The sequence below is a fragment of the Arthrobacter oryzae genome, assembly GCF_037911235.1.
GTDB lineage: Bacteria > Actinomycetota > Actinomycetes > Actinomycetales > Micrococcaceae > Arthrobacter > Arthrobacter oryzae_E.
The window spans coordinates 22,085-36,940 of sequence record NZ_JBBLYW010000022.1 but is presented as its reverse complement, the minus strand read 5'-3'; the positions used below and the strand labels follow the sequence as shown (position 1 = coordinate 36,940).

General features: G+C 67.4%; 16 protein-coding genes. 8 read left to right on the top strand and 8 right to left on the bottom strand.

Translation table 11 applies throughout. The annotated features are described in order from the left end of the window. Positions 1–44: 44 nt before the first annotated feature. From WMN78_RS07260 to WMN78_RS07245, 4 genes are all read right to left on the bottom strand, one after another. Positions 45–965, bottom strand: a complete 921-nt coding sequence (locus tag WMN78_RS07260) for a TauD/TfdA family dioxygenase (protein ID WP_340532920.1) — start codon at positions 963–965, stop codon at positions 45–47. Between the two features lie 54 nt (positions 966–1,019). Beyond that, positions 1,020–1,934, bottom strand: a complete 915-nt coding sequence (locus tag WMN78_RS07255; protein WP_340532919.1) for an ABC transporter permease — start codon at positions 1,932–1,934, stop codon at positions 1,020–1,022. Further along, complete coding sequence (locus tag WMN78_RS07250) at positions 1,934–2,824, bottom strand: ABC transporter ATP-binding protein (protein WP_340532918.1); 891 nt, start codon at positions 2,822–2,824, stop codon at positions 1,934–1,936. Before WMN78_RS07250 ends, WMN78_RS07255 begins: the two co-directional genes overlap by 1 nt. Before the next feature lie 67 nt (positions 2,825–2,891). Continuing rightward, a complete protein-coding gene (locus WMN78_RS07245) occupies positions 2,892–3,947 on the bottom strand; it encodes an ABC transporter substrate-binding protein (RefSeq protein WP_340532917.1) in 1,056 nt (351 codons plus the stop codon). A gap of 315 nt (positions 3,948–4,262) precedes the next feature. Here WMN78_RS07245 and WMN78_RS07240 point away from each other — a divergent pair, with 315 nt between their 5' ends. Genes WMN78_RS07240 through WMN78_RS07230 form a run of 3 tightly spaced genes read left to right on the top strand, consistent with a single transcriptional unit; the run spans position 4,263 to position 6,402 of the window. Continuing rightward, the gene (locus WMN78_RS07240) at positions 4,263–5,132 is read left to right on the top strand and encodes a CoA ester lyase (RefSeq protein WP_340532916.1); all 870 of its coding nucleotides are present in this window, start codon (positions 4,263–4,265) and stop codon (positions 5,130–5,132) included. 35 nt (positions 5,133–5,167) lie between these two features. Next, the gene (locus WMN78_RS07235; RefSeq protein WP_340532915.1) at positions 5,168–6,142 is read left to right on the top strand and encodes a DUF2797 domain-containing protein; all 975 of its coding nucleotides are present in this window, start codon (positions 5,168–5,170) and stop codon (positions 6,140–6,142) included. A gap of 35 nt (positions 6,143–6,177) precedes the next feature. Continuing rightward, complete coding sequence (locus WMN78_RS07230; RefSeq protein ID WP_340532914.1) at positions 6,178–6,402, top strand: DUF3188 domain-containing protein; 225 nt, start codon at positions 6,178–6,180, stop codon at positions 6,400–6,402. Here WMN78_RS07230 and WMN78_RS07225 read toward each other — a convergent pair. Next, complete coding sequence (locus WMN78_RS07225; protein ID WP_340532952.1) at positions 6,392–8,041, bottom strand: SulP family inorganic anion transporter; 1,650 nt, start codon at positions 8,039–8,041, stop codon at positions 6,392–6,394. The two genes, WMN78_RS07230 and WMN78_RS07225, sit on opposite strands and share 11 nt — an antisense overlap. A 5-nt stretch (positions 8,042–8,046) precedes the next feature. Beyond that, complete coding sequence (locus WMN78_RS07220; RefSeq protein ID WP_340532913.1) at positions 8,047–8,424, bottom strand: metalloregulator ArsR/SmtB family transcription factor; 378 nt, start codon at positions 8,422–8,424, stop codon at positions 8,047–8,049. A gap of 196 nt (positions 8,425–8,620) precedes the next feature. Here WMN78_RS07220 and WMN78_RS07215 point away from each other — a divergent pair, with 196 nt between their 5' ends. Genes WMN78_RS07215 through WMN78_RS07200 form a run of 4 tightly spaced genes read left to right on the top strand, consistent with a single transcriptional unit; the run spans position 8,621 to position 11,982 of the window. Continuing rightward, the gene (locus tag WMN78_RS07215) at positions 8,621–9,100 is read left to right on the top strand and encodes an FAS1-like dehydratase domain-containing protein (RefSeq protein ID WP_340532912.1); all 480 of its coding nucleotides are present in this window, start codon (positions 8,621–8,623) and stop codon (positions 9,098–9,100) included. Between the two features lie 2 nt (positions 9,101–9,102). After that, the gene (locus WMN78_RS07210) at positions 9,103–9,555 is read left to right on the top strand and encodes a MaoC family dehydratase (protein WP_425341131.1); all 453 of its coding nucleotides are present in this window, start codon (positions 9,103–9,105) and stop codon (positions 9,553–9,555) included. Positions 9,556–9,596: 41 nt separating this feature from the next. After that, positions 9,597–10,877, top strand: a complete 1,281-nt coding sequence (locus WMN78_RS07205; protein ID WP_340532910.1) for an MFS transporter — start codon at positions 9,597–9,599, stop codon at positions 10,875–10,877. 37 nt (positions 10,878–10,914) lie between these two features. Continuing rightward, positions 10,915–11,982 (top strand): UDP-N-acetylmuramate dehydrogenase, encoded by a 1,068-nt coding sequence (locus tag WMN78_RS07200; RefSeq protein WP_340532909.1) that lies wholly within the window; start codon positions 10,915–10,917, stop codon positions 11,980–11,982. A 20-nt stretch (positions 11,983–12,002) separates the two neighbouring features. Here WMN78_RS07200 and WMN78_RS07195 read toward each other — a convergent pair whose 3' ends face one another. Continuing rightward, positions 12,003–12,494, bottom strand: a complete 492-nt coding sequence (locus WMN78_RS07195) for a hypothetical protein (protein ID WP_340532908.1) — start codon at positions 12,492–12,494, stop codon at positions 12,003–12,005. A 96-nt stretch (positions 12,495–12,590) separates the two neighbouring features. Between WMN78_RS07195 and WMN78_RS07190 the strand changes: the two genes are divergently transcribed. Next, complete coding sequence (locus WMN78_RS07190) at positions 12,591–13,688, top strand: winged helix DNA-binding domain-containing protein (protein WP_340532907.1); 1,098 nt, start codon at positions 12,591–12,593, stop codon at positions 13,686–13,688. Here the strand turns inward: WMN78_RS07190 and asd are convergent. Further along, positions 13,685–14,827, bottom strand: a complete 1,143-nt coding sequence (gene asd / locus WMN78_RS07185) for an aspartate-semialdehyde dehydrogenase (protein WP_340532906.1) — start codon at positions 14,825–14,827, stop codon at positions 13,685–13,687. The genes WMN78_RS07190 and asd overlap by 4 nt on opposite strands. Positions 14,828–14,856: the final 29 nt, after the last annotated feature.

Genomic DNA, 14,856 nt, shown 5'->3' with positions numbered 1-14,856 from the left:
AGCGCTCATAACGACATTAACTGCGACCTAGTTGGGTGAGGACACTACAGCGGGGCGACCACTGAGTACGTGGTGGAGTCGCCCTTCAGGGCCTGGCTCTGCTTGCCGTCCACGCCTACCGGGATGTCGCCGGCGATGGTCACGCGGTTGAGCTTGCGCGGCTGGCCGTCGTAGTTGTCCGGGGCGTAGTGCTGGGTGATGCGGTTGTCGAACAGCACGAGCTGGTTCGGCTCCCAGTTCACCCGCACTACGTTCTCCGGCCGGGTGACATAGGCCTGCAGCAAGCGGATGATGTCCTTGGACTCGGTGTTGGACAGTCCCACGATCCGCAGCCGCTGCGCGAAGCCCCCAATGAACAATCCGCGCTCGCCGGTCAGGGGGTGGACCCGGACCACCGGGTGGGCCGTCTCGAACTTCAGCCGGGTGAACTCCTTCCGGCGTTCCTCGGCGTTCTGGTGCTCCAGGTTCTTGGGCACCGAGTAGTCGTAGTCGTTGGTGTGGATGGCCCACAGGGTGTCCGCGAAGTTCCGCAGCTCCTCGGGCAGGTCTTGGTAGGCGCCGGCCGAGGACGCAATCAGGGTTTCCCCGCCGTACGCCGGAAGGTCGATGCTGCGCAGGGTCGATGCCTGCGGGGGATTCACCACGAAGGTCACGTCGGTGTGCCAGTTGTTGGCTGACCCGTTCTCGCTGTCCACGGGCAGGACATTTTCTTCGCCTACCACGGACGCCACGGTGGGGTGCGCCTTCGTCAGCGGGCCGAAGTGGCCGGCGAACTTCACCTGCTCCTCGTCCGTGCGGATGTTGGCCTCGCGGAACACCAGGGCCTTGTGTTCGTTCAAAGCCTCGCGGATCCGGGCCACGGTGCCGGGGGAGAGGTCTCCGCTCAGGTCCAGGCCGCGGATTTCAGCCCCGATGCGGGAGCCCAGCTTGGCGAATTCGAGTTTTGTTTCGGTGATGGTGGACATTGCTTTTTTCCTTACTGGTTGATGATGCGGATAGCTTGTGGAGCAGGTGGAGCGTCAGTTCCCGGACCCGACGGCGGTGCGCCAGCGGGAGAAGTGCCGCTCCAGGGCGACCAGGAGGACGTTGACCGCCAGCCCCAGGATGGAGACCGTGAGGATGCCGGCGTACATGTCCGGGATGAGGAAGCTCATCTGCGAGTTGACGATCAAGTAGCCCAGACCGGCCTTGGCCCCCACCATTTCGGCGGCGATCAGCACCAGGATGGACGACGTGCCGGCCATCCGGATGCCCGTGAAAATCGTCGGGACAGCGGAGGGAAGGATGACCTTTTGAAACAGCCGGAAGCTGTTCAGCCCCAGGGACCGGGCGGCCCGGATGAGCAGCGGGTCCACGGTCCTGACGCCGGCGATGGTGTTCAGGAGCACCGGGAAGAACGCCGCGTAGGCAACGATGGTGATCTTGGATTCCTCGCCGATGCCCAGCAGCAGCGTGAACACCGGCAGCAGGGCCAGCGTCGCCGTGTTGCGGAACAGCTCCAGCAGCGGGTTCAGGAACGAGCTCAGCCAGCCGTACCAGGCGATCAGCAGCCCCAGCATCACCGCGGACACCACGGCGATGCTGAACCCGGAGACCGAGCGGGTGAGGCTTGCCTGCAGGTGGTTCTGCAATTGCCCGGCCTCCAGCAGCTTCACGCCGGCCGCGATGACTTCGTGAAGAGGCGGCAGGAACACCCGCGTGGACGGGCTGGCCAGGTACGTGGGGCCCAGTTCCCACAGCGCCAGGAACAGCAGCACGGCGAGCGACTTCCAGCCCGCCCGTCCCGCGAGGCGGGCCGCGCCACCGAGCCGTGCCGCCGGCGTCGGGCGTTGTCCGTTTTCCTGACCGGACGGTCCGGTCTTCGCTTTTCCCCCCGGGACGGGACGTTCGACGGCGGCAGCCGCCTCGGGCGGTCGGGTCAGCACAGCGCTCATCAGGCAGCGCTCCTTTCTGTGGGTCGTTCAAGGGGCTGTTCGTCGGGGGCCGTGCCGTCGGGGAGGATCTTGCGGTGTCCGGAGTCCCGGGCGAGGCGGACCTCGTCGTGCAGGAGGGACCAGACCTGGTGCCGGTGTTCCACGAAGGCCGGGTGGGAGCGCACGTCGTCCTCGCCGTCCCGGTCCGGGATGTTGATGTCCACGAACTCCTTGAGCCGGCCCGGGTGTGCGCTGAGCACAGCCACGCGCTGGCCCAGGTACACGGCCTCGTCGATGCCATGGGTGATGAAGACGATGGTCTTTCCCGTGGCCTTCCAGATCCGCAGCAGCTCGTCCTGGAGCTGCTCGCGGGTCTGCGCGTCCAGGGCGGCGAACGGTTCGTCCATCAGCAGGATGTCCGGCTCATAGGCGAGGCTTCTGGCGATGGCCACGCGCTGCTTCATACCGCCGGACAGTTCATGCGGGTAGCGGTCCTCGAACCCCGCCAGGCCCACCAGGTCCAGGAACTCGCTGGCCTTCGCGGCCCGTTCCTTCCGGGAAAGGCCGGAGTTCTCCAGGCCGATGGAGACGTTGGCCGAGGCAGTGCGCCACGGGAAGAGCGCGTACTGCTGGAATACCACGGCGCGGTCCGGACCCGGTCCGGTCACCTCCTTGCCGTCCACCAGCACGCTTCCCGAGTTGGGCCGGGAGAGGCCCGCCAGCAGGTCCAGCAGCGTGGTCTTGCCCGAACCGCTGGGACCCACCAGCGTGAGGAATTCGCCGGCGGCGACGTCCAGGCTGAGGTCATCCAGGGCAGTCAGCGCGGACGGGCCGGCCTGCTTCCCGGTCCCTTTGCCCTGGCGCACCGCGAATTCCTTCGTGACATTCCTGAGGCTGATTTTCGGGGTCATGATTCTCCTTCCGTGTTGCTGGCTGTGATGCCGATGCTGGTGTCCGCGGCAGGCCTGGTGCCCGCGCTCATCCCGTCACCAGCCCGTTGAACTCGTTGGTGTAGAGCTTCTTCGGGTCCAGTTCGCCCTTGACGATTCCGGTGTCCTTGAGCCACTTGCCCCAGCGGGTGAAATCCTCATCCTTGATCTCGCCCTTGGCGGGAACGCCCACGCTCTTCCAGTACTGAAGCGCTGCCGGGTTCTCGTTGCGCCCGCGCTCCTGCAGGATCTTGGTGAAGCGGGCGATCACTTCTTCACGCGGTGTGGTCCGTTCCCACTCGATGGCCTTCGCCACGCCGGTGGTGAACGTCCGGGTGGTGTTCGGATTCTTGGCGATGAAATCGGTGCGCAGCACGTACGGCCCGCCGGCGAACGTTCCGAAGAGCTCGGCGTCACTGAACACCGAGCGCAGGCCGCCGTTGGCGATCGCCTTTTCCTGCAGGACGCCGCCCAGCGAACCTGCATCCACCTGGCCCCGGCGGATGGCCTCCTCGGTGTCGTTGGGCGGCACCACCACCAACTGGACCTGCTTGATTTCCTCGGCGCTCAGGCCGTTCTTCTGCAGGTACGTGTTGATGACGGCATCCGCGTGTGCCCCAAGGGTGTTCACCGCGATCTTCTTGCCGATGAAGTCCCTGGCGGTGCGGATGGGGCTGTCCTCCTTGACGTAGAAGCCGTTGAAGGTTTTCTCGTCTTCGCCGTAGTAATTGATGACGGCCTTCACGGGGGCGCCGGCTTCCACCAGCTTGACCACCGCGCCGGCGAACGCGCCGCCAAAGTCCGTCTGGCCGGTGGCCGCCGACTGGATGTCCTGCGGGCCGCTGATGGTGTTGCCCACCCAGTTCAGCTTGACGTCGCCGAAGTAGCCGAGGTCCTGCGCGAGTTCGGGGAGCGTCACGCTGTTGGCCCAGCCCTGGTACCGGAGCTCCTTCACCTCGGTGGCGCCGCCGGCACCCCCGCCAGCTGTATCCGCCACTGAATTTGCGCCCGAGCTTGTGCCGTTGGCGGCTCCGCCGCAGCCGGACACCGTCATCGCGATGACGACGGCGGCCGCGGCACTCATGATGGTCAGGTGTCGTTTCATTCGGGGTTCCTTTGTGAGGCATCGGGGGAAGTTTTGGGCTGAAGCAGCGGTGGCCGTTTGCCTGCCGCTGGAACGATGTAAGCGCACCTTCGGGGCAAGGAAAAGCGCTGCTGTCACGCCGGGAAACCCGCGGAAATGAGCGGAAACAGGAGGAAACTCCGGGTCATAAGACGCCCGGTTTCGCCCGGTAACGGCGCGTGAAGGAGTTTGACGCGCCGGCCGTTCCGGATTTTGGTCGTATTGTTCGCGGTATTGTTCCGGGGGCGAACCGCTGTTACTTAGCGTTAGGGCGTTCCGGGCGGATACGGTAGGAGTATGACCACCTCTACCTCCGCTGCCGTCGACACCGTACGGCCCGAACGAAACATCCCCGCCGAAATCGCCCGTTCGTGGCTTTTGGTGAACGCGATGAAGCCTGAGCTTTTCGACGTCTCGGCCGTGTCGCGCGCGGACTCGATCATCCTGGACATCGAAGATGCGGTGGACCCCTCGCAGAAGGACACCGCCCGCGAACACGTGATCAACTGGCTGACCGCCGGCGGCCGGGCGTGGGTGCGCATCAACGACGCCACCAGCCCGTTCTGGGCCGCGGACCTCGCCGGCCTGCGTGGAACCCCGGGCCTGCTGGGCGTCATGCTGGCCAAGACCGAGTCCGCGGACCAGGTCACCGAGAGCTACCACCGCATGGACGGCAAGACCCCCGTGATTCCGCTGGTGGAATCCGCCGTCGGCATCGAAGAAGCCAACCACATCGCCAAGGCCCAGGGCGCCTTCCGCCTCGCCTTCGGTTCCGGCGATTTCCGCCGCGACACCGGCATGGCTGCTACGCCTGAAGCAATGGCCTACCCGCGGGCCAAGCTGGTTGTTGCCAGCCGCGTAGGCAACCTCCCGGGCCCCATCGACGGCCCCACGGTGGGAACCAACCACCCCATCCTGCGCGAACAGACCGGCATCACCGTGATGATGGGCATGACCGGCAAGCTCTGCCTGGCCATCGACCAGACCAACGTCATCAACGAGGTCATCAGCCCCACGCCGTCCGACGTCGCCTGGGCCACCGACTTCATGGCCGACTTCGAGGCCAACGGCCGCGTCATCCGCGACGGCTCCGACCTGCCGCGCCTGGGCCGCGCCGAAAAGATCATGAAGCTCGCGGTAGCCTTTGGGGTGCAGCCGGCGCTCTAGCGCCGGGCAGCAAACCGAAAGCCCAAGGAGACCCCGTGACCGATACCCGCTATCTGGTCCACGGGGTCTTTTGGGATGGTGCGCCGCCCGGTTCCACGGCGGGCCGGCCGCCCGGCGCAGGGCCGGCAGACCGCGACGGCGGCACTCCGGTCATGCGCCTGCAGGAACCTTCCGGCCGTTTCCGGGAACTGGAGCTCGACGCCGGCAGCCGGCTGGGTTTCCGCGTCGCCGCTGGCGGCAAGTCCTGCCTGGGCCACCACAAGGTGCACGGTCCGGCGGACCGGGACCACGTTCTTTGCCAGGCCAAGGCGCCCGCTGTCAGGGGCACCCAGTGCGAGCGCTGCTTCGTGGTGGACGATTTCCGGCTCATCCACGACTTCCACCGGGGCGGAGGTGTTCCCCAGGGGCTCCGCGCCTACCTGATGCAGCAGCACTGGTTGTATGTGGCAACGTTCGCCAACGGCGCCATCAAGGTCGGCACCGCCTCGAACCTGCGGAAATGGAACCGGCTGGCCGAGCAGGGAGCCGTGGTGGCCAGGTACGTGGCGCGCGCGGACGACGGCAGGGTGGTCCGGATTCTTGAAGACATGCTGACCCGCGACGCCGGGCTGCCGCAGCAGGTCCGTTCGGCGGCCAAGGCAGCCGCGCTGGTGGCCCCGGCACCCGCCGTCGAACTTGATGCCGTGAACCGGCAGTTCGCCGGTGACGCCCGCGCCCTGCTGGTGCGTGCCGGCGTAGGGGGCTTCGACGTGGTGGACGAGCGGTGGTCCCGGCCGGGGCTGGCCGACCGGGCATGCACGCCCGCGGCGCGGCACGCTTACCCGAACGACCTGGGCGCCGGAGCCCACGGATTCCGGATTGCCGCGGTGAGCGGCAGCATCGCGGTGGCAGCCCTGGACGGCGCCGACATGGAGTTCGTGGTGAACCTCGGCCAGCTGAAGGCGCGGACCGTGGAACTCGGAGACCACCACTCCTCAGAGGTGCCGGCGGTGCAGGAATCGTTGTTCTGACCTGGCCTTCGGGACCGGGCACATAGAATGGGACGGTGCTGACTGAATTCTGGGCCACCGCGTCCACCGCCTACAAAGTGATCGTTTTCAGCGCCATGGGCCTGATCGCCGTGGGCATCGTCCTCAACCTGGTGGGCAACACCTCCGGCAACCAGGGCCTCGCCGTTGCCTCGCTTCCGGTGATCGGGCTCGGCTTGGTGCTGCATATCGTGGGGATCGTGGTGCGCGGCCAGCAGATCAGGAAGAACCTCAGGCGCTAGCGGCGGCGTTCCGCAGCACGTGGCTCCGGGCATGCTCCACAGCCGCCGGCAGCGTGGTGAACAGATGCTTGTGATGCCGGAGGGACCGGATCACTCCCACGTTCGTCACCAGTTCCAGATGCTCCGGCTGGACGCCCTTCAGCAAAACGGTGATCCCGCGCAGTTCCAGGGCTGAGATGACTTCCACCAGGGCATGGGCACCCGTGGCGTCCAGCATCCGCACCTGGGACAAACGGATGATGGCCACCTGGATGTCCTTCACCTCGCTGATTTCCTGCAGGATCCGCTCCGCCGCGCCGAAGAACATGGCGCCGTCCAGCCTGAAGATTGCGATGTGGGAGTCGCCCTCGGCGGCTGCGCCCGTGATGGCCTCCCGGCGGACCCCGCTCAGCGAGGCAAACTTGCGAAGGGTCAGGAGCGCCGCGGCGGCCAGTCCGATCTGGATGGCGATGATCAGGTCGAAGGCCACGGTGATCAGGGCAGTGATAATGAAGACCGCCGCGTCCGCCCGCGTGGAGCGGAGGATGGCGCTGACCGTGTGGGTCGACACCATCCGCGTAGCCGTGACCATCAGCACTCCACCCAGCACGGCAAGCGGAATCCGGCCCACCATCCCGGCGGCGAGGTAGATGATGGCCAACAGCACCAGGGCGTGGACAACGGCGGCCAGCCGTGTCTTCGCCCCGGACCGGACGTTGACGGCGGAGCGTGCAATGGCGCCCGTCGCGGGCATTCCGCCGAACAGGCCGGCCGCGATGGACGCCAGCCCCTGCCCGCTCAGTTCGCGGTCCGGGCTGTAACGGCCGCCCGGTCTGCCGTCGGGCCCCACCATTCCGGCCGCCACCCTGGCTGAAAGCAGTGATTCGATGGCGGCCAGCGCAGCGATGGACACGGCAGGCATCAGCAGACCCCCCAGCGCCGCGGGATCGATCGAGGGCAGGGCGGGGGCAGGCAGGGAATGCGGCAGCTCGCCGATCCGGGGAATGTCCAGGCCAAGGAGTTCCGCGGACAGGGTGGCCAGCAGCACGGCGGTCAGGCTGGCAGGCAGGGACTTATGAACCTTTGGCACCACAAACATGATGGCCGCGACCGCCGCCACCACGGCGAGGGTCTGGATGACGGTGGGAAACGTGGCCCCCGAGGCGGCTTCGATCGCGGCTATGAGGGTGTTGTGGCCCGGGATGCCTGCTGTGCCAGTGGCCAGCGGCACCTGCTGGAGGAAGATGATGGCGGCAATGCCAAGGGTGAAGCCTTCCACCACCGGCCAGGGGATGAATGCGACGGCGCGGCCCAGTCCGCTGATGCCGAGCGCGCAGACCATGAGCCCCGCCAGCAGTGAAACAATCGGAATGCTGCCCGCACCGTGGCTGGCCACCACGGGGGCGAGGACCACCACCATCGCGCCGGTCGGGCCGGACACCTGGACGTTGGAGCCGCCCATGACGGCAGCCACCAGGCCGGCAACCACTGCGGTGATCAGGCCCGCTTCAGCGCCCACACCGGAGCTGACTCCGAACGCCAGTGCCAGGGGGAGTGCGACGATCCCCACCGTGATGCCCGCTGTCAGGTCCGTTTTCCAGGAGGACCGCAGCCCGTCGTAGTCGCGGCGGGACGGCAGGAACGCCCGCAGGGTCCGCATCCCGTTCACAAGGACGGGCCGGTGAGATGTGCGCCCGGCAGTTCCTGCGCCAGACGGAGCTGCTCATTGGAGTCCGCCAGCGTGTCCAGCAGGAACGTTCGGGCAATAGCCAGGAGTTCTGCGATTTTGGGGTTCGCCAGGCGGTAGGTCACGGCGTTCGCGGACCGGACCGAGGTCACCACCTTGTGCCGGCGCAGCGTTGCCAGATGCTGGGAGAGGTGCGAGGCCTCCAGCCCCGTTTCGGAGAGGAGGAAGCTGACCGGGGCTGTTGTGTCCGGGGCGGCCGCAAGCAGTTCGAGGATCCTGATGCGTGCCGGGTGGGCCAGGGCCTTGAAGAGGTTGGCCTTGATTTCGTACAAAGGGGCCTGTGCCGGGGAAATCATGGGGACCTGCTGTCGCCTGGGTCATGCGGTGGTCCGGGTAAGGGCCCGCCGCGTGATTTGATGGAATGATAAATTCATCATACCGCTGGTCCGCAGAACCTGCCAGACCCTGCCGCGTAACAGGCCGTTGAGCGGCCCGCCCCCCTCCTCGTAACCGGCCGCTGGCCTGACCGCGGGGAGCGATAGGCTTGAGGCCATGACTATCAATCCGGACCTGCAGGGCCGCAGCTACCCTGCCGCAGAGGTGTACGACGTCGGACGAGAGAAGATCCGCGAGTTTGCCCGGGCGGTCAAGGCCACCCATCCCGCGCACTTCGACCTGGAAGCGGCAAGGGCCCTTGGCCACCGCGACCTCGTGGCCCCGCCAACCTTCGCCATCATCGTGGCCCAGCGTGCCGATGCGCAGCTGATCGAGGATCCGGAGTCGGGCATTGATTTCTCCCGCGTGGTCCACGCGGACCAGCGTTTTGTCCACCACCGGCCCATCTTCGCCGGTGACCGGCTGGTGGCAGAGCTGCACGTGGACGGCGTCCGTGCCATGGGCGGCGGCGCCATGATCACCACCCGATCCGAGATCTTCGCCCTCACCGGCAACGATGCAGACGGCCCGGGCGCCTCCCGGGAGGCCGTCTCGACCACCACTTCGTCCATCCTTGTCCGCGGAGAGGGACAGTAACCATGAGCACCGCATCCATCAGCCCCGCATTGTCCGAACTCAGCGTCGGACAGGACGTCGGCACGCGCAGCATCACCGTCACCCGCCAGGACCTGGTGAAGTACGCCGGCGCCTCCGGTGACTTCAACCCGATCCACTGGAACGAAGCGTTCGCCACCGGCGTGGGACTGCCCGGCGTCATCGCCCACGGCATGTTCACCATGGGCGCCGCAGTCCAGCTGGTGACAGACTGGGCGGGAGACCCGGCCGCCGTCGTGGATTTCCAGACCCGCTTCACCAAGCCGGTGCTGGTCACCGACACCACCGGGACGGACGAGCCAGGGGCGGTTATCGAGGTCAGCGGCGCCATTGGCGCGCTCGACGCCGACGCCGGCACCGCCCGCGTGGACCTCACCGTGGTCTTCGCCGGCCAGAAGGTCCTGATGAAGGCCCAGGCTGTCGTCAGGCTTGCGTGACAAAGTTTGCGTGACAGAGTTTGCGTGATAGGGGCACTGCCGTGACCAGGGACGTCTTCGCCCCGGCTGCCGAGGTCACGCGCTGGCGCAACGCCGTGGTGGTGGCCTACGGGGCCAGCGGCCTGGCGTTCTCCACCTGGGTGTCGCGCCTGCCTGCCATCAGGGACGGCCTGGACCTGACGCCGGGGACCATCGGGCTGCTCCTGCTGTGCATGACGGCCGGCTCGTTCCTTTCGGTGTCCGCGTCGGGGCTGATCGTCCTCCGGCTGGGCTCCAAACGGACCATCCGGATCGGCAGCATCATGGTGGGCATTGGACTGGTGCTGGCCGGCTTCGGTACATCCGTGCTCGCCAATCCGGTGGCGGTTGCCGCCGGACTGGCGATCATCGGGTTGGGCACCGCCAGCTGGAACACCGCCTCAAACGTCGAGGGCGCCGCTGTGGAACGTGCCGTCCGCCGTCACATCATGCCCCGGCTCCACGGCTCCTTCAGCCTCGGAACAGTGGCCGGAGCAGGGCTGGGTGCCTGGGCCGCCGGCGCCGGTATTCCTGTGTTCTGGCACCTGGCCGCCGGCGGCCTTCTGGTGGCCGGATCGGTGGCAACGGCGGCTTCCTGGTTCCGAGCGGATATCACACCGGTGCAGTCGGAACGCCGGTTCAAGGCGTCCGGTACAGACACTTTCGAGGATCCGTCCACTGGACCGATTCCCATCGTCCGCCAGACGGATGCGGTCCCGGAGCAGCCGCTGGACAACAAACGCCTGATCGCCCAGGCCTGGCGGGACAAGCGCACGCTGCTGCTCGGCGTCCTGGTCCTCGGGCTTGCCCTTGCCGAAGGCGCCGCCGGTGACTGGGTGGCCCTTGCCCTGGCCGACGGCCACGGCCAGACCGACGCCGCCGGAGCAGCGGGCTACGGGCTCTTCGTCACCTTCATGACCATCGGCCGCTTCGCCGGGACGCTGGTCCTGGACCGTTTTGGCCGGGTTCCCGTGATGCGCTGGTGCGCCGCGCTGGCCGTCGCCGGCCTGGGGCTGTTCGTCTTCGCCCCCGTGCCCTGGCTGGCGTTCGTGGCGCTGGCCGTCTGGGGCCTTGGCGCTTCCCTCGGCTTTCCCGTCGGCATGTCCGCAGCCGCCGACGACCCGGCCAAGGCCGCCGCCCGCGTTTCCGTAGTGTCCACCATCGGCTACGGCGCGTTCCTGTGCGGACCGCCGCTCCTTGGCCTGCTGGCCGAACATGTGGGAATCCTGCACTCGCTGCTCGCCGTGATGGTGATGCTCGTGGTCAGCTTCCTGCTTTCCCCGGTGGCCCGGAAGCTCCCCTGAATCCTGGTCCCGCCCGAATCACCTATAGGCTGGACACGTGACCCAGACCTTGCTTTCCGACCTGACCACTGCCGCCGTCGGCGGACCCGCCGGCAACTACATCGAGGCGCGGACGGAGTCGGAAATCATCGACGCCGTACGCTCCGCTGATGCCGCCGGTGAGCAGCTGCTGATCATCGCCGGCGGGTCCAACCTGCTGGTTTCCGACGACGGGTACCCCGGCACCGTGCTCCGGATCGCCTCTGAAGGGTTCGCCGTCAACGCCGAGGACTCCTGTGGCGGCGTTTCTGTGGTGGTCCAGGCCGGGCACAACTGGGACGCGCTGGTGGAGCACGCCGTGCGCCACGCCTGGTCCGGAATCGAAGCACTGTCCGGCATCCCCGGGTCCACGGGTGCCACACCGGTCCAGAACGTGGGTGCCTACGGCTCGGACGTCTCCCAGACCATCGCCGCAGTCCGGACCTGGGACCGGGAACGGAACGCCGTCCGCACTTTCACGAATTCGGAGCTGAAGTTCGCGTACCGGGATTCGATCCTGAAACAGACCACCGTCCAGGGGTCCCCCCGCTTCGTGGTGCTTACGGTGGAGTTCCAGCTGCCGCTGGGCCGGATGAGTGCCCCCATCCGTTACGCCGAACTGGCGAAGTCCCTCGGCGTGGAGCCCGGGACGAGGGCGTACTCCAACGATGTCCGCCGGGAGGTCCTGCGGCTCCGGGCCTCCAAAGGCATGGTCCTGGACCCGGAGGACCGCGACACGTATTCCACGGGATCGTTCTTCACGAATCCGATCGTCCCCGCGGACGCGGCCGACTCGCTCCCCGCAGACGCCCCCAGGTACCCGGCCGGTGCGGACGGCCTGGTGAAGCTGTCCGCCGCCTGGCTGATCGACCATGCCGGCTTCGGGAAAGGCTACGGGCTGGAGCCCGGCAGCGTCTCCGGCGGCCGGGCCTCGCTGTCCACCAAACACACCCTGGCCATCACTAACAGGGGTGCCGCGAGTGCGGCAGACATGGTGGCCGTGGCGCGCGACGTGAGGCGCGGCGTAGTCGAACGTTTTGGCATTGAACTGCACCCCGAACCGCTGCTGATCGGCGTGGAGCTCTAACGACACTCAGTTCCGGCGCTTCAGTTCCGGCGGTGCCGCGGGGCGACCTTGCTGAACAGCATGAAAGTGAACCCGGACGCTGCTGCGCCCAGCAGGAAGACCTGGCAGAATGCCACCGACTGCGCGCTGGGGCCGTTGCGGAGGACCAGCCCCGCACAGGCGAACACCACTGCGCCGGCCAGCAAAGCGAAGGCGGCCAGCAGGAAGCTCCTGATGGTGGGCGGCAGATCGCTGCCAGGTTCATGGGCGGTGTCTCTGTGCCCCCGTTCAACTGTCCGCCAGCCGCGGTGTTGGGGCTGCAGCAGGGAAGCGGCGATGAAACTGATGACTGCCACTGCCATGCTGACCGCCGACACCAGCTGCAAGGCCTGCACGGTGGGGGAGAGGCTGGTCCCGCCGGCAATAGCAATGGAGAGCCCAGCAGCCATCCCGGCGGCACTGGCGGCCCAGCCCAGCAGGGCAAGGGCCCGGCACAGGGGCCGCAGCTGCGGCCAGAGCTCTCCGACGGTCATCCATCCAGAGTAGGGACCCCGGCTGTAAACCGGCTGGGAGCCTGCGGTGTACTTCCCGGGACCGGAATTGGCCGGGCCGCGACCTACGATAGGCGTATGGGAGAACGGACCCGGGTCACCCGGCATGTCATCGGACGGCTGCGGCTCGCCGCGCAGGGACTGCTGGCACCGGACGTCGACTCGGTCCCGGACGCCGTGCGATGGATGACGGCCATGCAGGCCCAGGACCTGCAGGCCGCGCTGTGGGCAGTCGGGCTGAGGGTCCGCCGTGCGGGCGTTGACACCGTCCGGTCTGCGCTGGATGAAGGGCTGGTGGTCCGCTCCTGGCCCATGCGCGGGACGCTGCACCTGCTGGCTCCGGAGGACCTGCGCTGGATCCTTGACATCACGGCGGACCGCCTGATCCGGGGAATGGGCGGCCGGCACCGGGAGCTGGGGATCGATGCCCGCGACGTCGACGTGGCCCGCGAGACGGCGCTGGGACTCGTGTCCGGCGGCGGAGCGGCCACGCGCCAGCAGCTCTTCGAGGCCTTCGAAGCCGCGGGTCAGTCCACGGCTGGCCAGCGCGGCATCCACCTGCTGGGTGTCCTGTGCCAGCGGGCCTGGCTTGTGCAGGGACCGCTCACGGGAAACCAACAGCTCCTTAAGGCCTTCGACGAGTGGATTCCAAAATCCCGGGAACTGGACCGGGCCGAGGGCATCGCCGAGCTGGTGCTGCGGTACATGCTCAGCCACGGGCCGGCCACGGAACGTGACTTCGCCTGGTGGTCCAACACTCCTGTGACGGAGGTGCGCAGCGCGCTGGCCACGGTGAAGGACCAGCTCGCTGAGCTGGAGTTCGAGGGAACCAGCTACTGGATGGCGCCGGCCACCGCGGCGCTGCTCGACGACGGCGTCCCCGGCCAGCGCTCCCTGCTGATCCTGCCGGGGTTCGACGAGTTCCTGCTGGGGTACACGGACCGGTCGCTGGTGCTTCCGCCCGAACACGCCCAGAAGGTGGTTCCGGGCGGCAACGGGATGTTCAAGAAGACCATCGTTGCGGGCGGGGAAGTGATCGGCACCTGGGCGCGGAAAGGCACGGGCCGGACGGCCGCCGTCGTACCTGAGCCCTTTGACACCGTTAACGGACTGCGGCCTGCGGCCCAAAAGTCATTTGAGCTGCAGGCCGCGAGGTACGTGAAGTTCCTCGGCTAGAGCGTGCCGGTGGCGATGTTGAGCATGCGGCGCAGCGGCTCGGCGGCGCCCCACAGGAGCTGGTCGCCAACAGTGAAAGCGCTGATGTATTCCGGGCCCATTTCGAGCTTGCGGATACGGCCCACGGGGATGTCCAGCGTGCCGGAGGCGGCCACGGGGGTGAGGGCGGCCATGGAGTCTTCCTTGGTGTTCGGAACCACCTTGGCCCACTCGTTGTCCTCGGCCAGGAGCTTCTCGATCTCGGCCACGGGGAGGTCTTCGCGGAGCTTGAGGGTGAGGGCCTGGGAGTGTGACCGCATGGCGCCGATCCGGATGCACAGGCCGTCCATCATGATGTGGTTCTCGCCGGCCGTACCGAGGATCTTGTTGGTCTCGACCCCCGCCTTCCACTCTTCCTTGGACTGGCCGTTGCCCAGGTCCGCGTCGATCCAGGGGATCAGCGAGCCGGCCAGCGGAACGCCGAACTGGGTCGCGTCGATGTCGGTGCGCTGGTGCGCCAGGACCTTGCGGTCGATTTCGAGGATGGCCGACGCCGGGTCGTCCAGTTCCGAGCTGACCTCGGCGTTGAGCGTGCCGAACTGGCTGAGCAGCTCGCGCATGTGGCGGGCACCGCCGCCGGAGGCAGCCTGGTAGGTCATGGACGTGCCCCACTCGACGAGGCCGTTCTTGAACAGGCCGCCGAGGCCCATCAGCATGCAGGACACGGTGCAGTTGCCGCCGATGAAGTCCTTGGTGCCGTTGGCCAGGCCCTTGTCGATGACGTCGCGGTTGATCGGGTCCAGCACGATGATCGAGTCGTCGTTCATGCGAAGGGTGGAGGCGGCGTCGATCCAGAGGCCGTCCCAGCCGCGGCTGCGCAACTCGCCGTGGACCTGCTTGGTGTAGTCGCCGCCCTGGGCGGTGACGATAATCGGCAGCTTAGCCAGCGTGTCGACGTCGAACGCGTCCTCGAGCTTGCCGGCCGCGCCTGCGGCAGCACCGGCGAGAGTCGGGGCCGCACCTCCGGCGTTGGAGGTGGAGAAGAACACCGGGTTGATGTTGGCGAAGTCGCCTTCGTCCTGCATGCGCTGCATCAGGACGGAGCCGACCATGCCGCGCCATCCGACCAGGCCGACGGAGGGGGTAGCTGCTGTAGTCATTCGTCCAGTTTAGACTTCGGAACCGGCAC